This is a genomic window from Sulfurimonas sp. (genome assembly GCF_026991475.1).
Taxonomy (GTDB): Bacteria; Campylobacterota; Campylobacteria; order Campylobacterales; family Sulfurimonadaceae; genus Sulfurimonas.
The window spans coordinates 1-3,205 of the sequence record NZ_JALXBK010000114.1 but is presented as its reverse complement, the minus strand read 5'-3'; the positions used below and the strand labels follow the sequence as shown (position 1 = coordinate 3,205).

General features: G+C 33.9%; 3 protein-coding genes and 2 pseudogenes. 3 read left to right on the top strand and 2 right to left on the bottom strand.

Features of this window, described 5'->3' with window-relative positions:
* Positions 1-124 precede the first annotated feature (124 nt).
* Positions 125-439: pseudogene (locus MV589_RS09855) on the bottom strand (transposase); the annotation flags it as partial.
* Positions 440-497: 58 nt separating this feature from the next.
* Here MV589_RS09855 and MV589_RS09850 point away from each other — a divergent pair.
* The 3 genes and pseudogenes from MV589_RS09850 to MV589_RS09840 form a co-directional block, all read left to right on the top strand.
* Positions 498-685 (top strand): annotated as a pseudogene (locus MV589_RS09850) (cupin domain-containing protein); the annotation flags it as partial.
* 86 nt (positions 686-771) lie between these two features.
* Positions 772-1,023, top strand: coding sequence for a type II toxin-antitoxin system Phd/YefM family antitoxin (locus tag MV589_RS09845; RefSeq protein WP_297434406.1), 252 nt, complete (start codon positions 772-774; stop codon positions 1,021-1,023).
* Positions 1,020-1,280, top strand: coding sequence for a Txe/YoeB family addiction module toxin (locus tag MV589_RS09840; RefSeq protein WP_297434404.1), 261 nt, complete (start codon positions 1,020-1,022; stop codon positions 1,278-1,280). Before MV589_RS09845 ends, MV589_RS09840 begins: the two co-directional genes overlap by 4 nt.
* A 4-nt stretch (positions 1,281-1,284) precedes the next feature.
* Here the strand turns inward: MV589_RS09840 and MV589_RS09835 are convergent.
* A partial coding sequence (locus MV589_RS09835) for a bifunctional diguanylate cyclase/phosphodiesterase (RefSeq protein ID WP_297434402.1) occupies positions 1,285-3,205 on the bottom strand: 1,921 nt, incomplete at its 5' end.

Genomic DNA, 3,205 nt, shown 5'->3' with positions numbered 1-3,205 from the left:
GAAAAAACCTGTTCCGATGATAAAATCTAAACTTTATGAACTAAATCAAATATTCAATCTTAAATTTTATGAGGAGAAAAATTAGTTAGGTGTTACTGTTAGACACAACTTTTAGGATATGTCTCGAGAGCATCTTTTTTTCTATCTCATCTGTCATGGTTGTTTGATTTTTCTTGACTATTTGAGGCTCGAAACTACCGTTTCGATCTCTTGGAACATCGAGTTCAAATTTACCATGATCACTTTTCATAGTCTTGGTAGCGTAGCCATTTTTACGGTTTTTATTGAGGTCTTGTGCTAAGTGTGAGTCTATCTCTGCTGCAAGTGCAGCTTCTGTGAGTTGTTTGATAAGGGAACTAAGTGCTCCATCAGCACCACCAATTCCTTTACCTGCTTTAATATCTTGAGCAAATTGCTCAACATCTACTTCTATCTTCATGTGTCTTTCCTTGGGTATTTGTTATTTTACCCGATTGACACAGATTTTTGAACAGTCCCGAAATGAACACTGGATAGTAGTAAGTGGAACAGCAACAGTAACAGTAGGTGATACTACAAAACTTGTAAGACCAAATGAATCAACATACATCAAGATGGGAGACCTTCATCGTCTCTCTATCAGGTTGGTGAGTATACTGGGGAAGATGATATTGTTAGGGTGGATGATGATTTTAAGAGAAATTAAATTGCGTCAATGACAAACATTGAAAATTTTGACATATAATTAACAATATGCTAAAATGACAATATATTGTCAAAAGGAGCGCATAGATGCAGGCTGTATTTTATTCACAAGCTAGAAACAATTTAAGAGAGATTATCAATAAAGTTTGTGATGATTTTGATGAGTATATTATCACCACAAAAGATGATAAAACTGCAATTTTAATCTCATATGAAGAGTATAGTGGCATGAAAGAAACAATGTACCTTCTATCTTCAAAAAAGAATCGAGATAGGTTAAATGATGCTATTGATCAAATAGAAAATTTACAATTTACCAAACGAGATATCAATATATGATTGTAGGGTTTGCAGACAGAGGATGGGAAGATTATCAATATTGGGTAGTAAACGATAAAAAAATAGTTAAACGTATCAACCTTTTGCTAGCAGACATTAAACGAAATCCAAATGATTCCAATGGCCTAGGTAAGCCTGAAAGACTCAAAGAGAACTATCAAGGATATTTTTCAAGAAGAATAACAGCAGAACATAGATTAGTCTATAAAATAATAGACGGCCTCATAGTTATAGCACAATGTAGATTTCATTACTAGAGAGTTAAATCACATCCGTAACAGGTCCCTGCACCTTGTATACATAAAGATTTTTCAGAGCTTCAAGCTCTTGTTCATCTTTTACATAAGTTGCTACTATCTCTATGCCAAGTGACTTTGTAATTACATTCAAATAGTTCATAGACTCTTGTGTTTGATCAAGTAAAAAGCTCACATCTGCTTTAATAAACTCAGGATTAAGTTCTTTGAGGTAAATAAAGTCATTTGACTCTCCCATAAAAGCATTTATGCCAAAACCATACTTATACTTTTTAAAAAGATCCACAAAACTTTTTAGAGTAGCCCTATTGTGAACTGCAAAAGTGTCAGAAACTTCAAAAAAGAGTTTAAAGTCAAGTTTTTTAGCATACATATCAAGAAGCTTGGAGAGCTCTTCAAAAGCACCAAAGTCTTTTAGAAACTCATTTGAAAGGCGGATAGAACAGATACCTCCTGAGAGCTCTGCATGCCTTTGAGTAAGTAATTGTCGCAATACGACCAAATATATTTTCCCAACAAACTCAAGATTTATTGCCGGAGCAATAAACTCTCCATAAGAGAACTCTCCTCTCTCCCCTGCATCCATCATAAATGTCATCACTTTATGATTAGGTTCTTTTGTTCTAGTATCAATAACTGGCCAAAATTTCATACGAAAGTAATTTTTTTCTATAGACTCTTCAAGGATTTTTCTCCATTCCTCTTTAGGCAATGCATTTTTAATATCTTTCTCTTCATCTATGTAAATCTTTTCTCTCTCAGCAACTTTAGCTTTTGTTAGTGCATCATCAACTCGAGTAAGAAGATCGCTCACACTTACAGAAGTTCTATAGCGATAAACTCCAATACTAATATAAACTTCTTCAATATCAATTGCATACTTTTTCACAAGAGTAGAAAACTCATCTAAAATGCCACGTGAAATAGCTGCAGAAACAGCTGAATCACAATTAGGAAGCATTAGTACAAATTCTGTTCCATTGACACGGGCAATTATTTTTTCTTCTAGGCTTTGGCTCCTGTGCATAAATATATGTGCTAACTCACAAAAAAATTCATCTGTCGCTTTACGTCCAAGATGTTTGTTTAAAAGTTCCGCCCCATTTAAAGCCACCAAAACAATACTACCCCCATCATATCTCGTCTCAAGCTGAAGCATCTCTGGAAGTTTAAGCATCAGATAACGACGATTAAAAAGCTTCGTAACCGAATCAAAATAGAGCAACTCTTTGTTGTGTTTTACAGCTTCATTTGCCTGATTAAAAATCTCTTCAACTTTTTTTACCATGGCATTCATGGCATTGGAGACCTCTTTGAACTCTGTAGTGTATGGTTCACTTTTTTCTATAACAAATTCATTGTTTAAAATAGCCTCTGCTTGATACTTAATACGATTAAGTGGCTTCAAAATAAAATGCAGCATAATATTTAATGCGAGCAATGAAATAACAACAAAAACAATAAAAAGATAACACAATTTCTGAAATGTCTGATAAAGAGTTTGATATACAATACCCGTATCGGCTTTAACTGTAAGTTCACCTATAACACTCCAGCCTAAAGTCACATCTGTCTTTACAGGCTTGAGATGGATATTAACAAAAGTTATAAACCAAGAAGGAATCCCCTCTATATGTTCTTCATCTTCTTGCTTATAATGAAAACTTCCATCATTAGAAATAAACTCTATACTTTTATAGTATCCACTGTCAAATTCAGAATCAACAACACTTCTAATAAGAACAGGTTCCCCTTCTGTCTTGGCAAGTTTACTTGTAAGTGAAGATATATTGTTAACAGTTGTTTGATACAGACTCTCTAGCATATCGCTCTTAGTCGTTTCATAGTTAATAATCATAACAGAACCTAAAATGAGTATAATCATAAGAGAAAGCCCCATAGCCATCTGTTTAAAAAGTGTCATA

Coding starts and splice junctions, on each gene's coding strand:
- MV589_RS09845 (WP_297434406.1), top strand. CDS start 772: ATGCAGGCTGTATTTTATTCACAAGCTAGAAACAATTTAAGAGAGATT.
- MV589_RS09840 (WP_297434404.1), top strand. CDS start 1,020: ATGATTGTAGGGTTTGCAGACAGAGGATGGGAAGATTATCAATATTGG.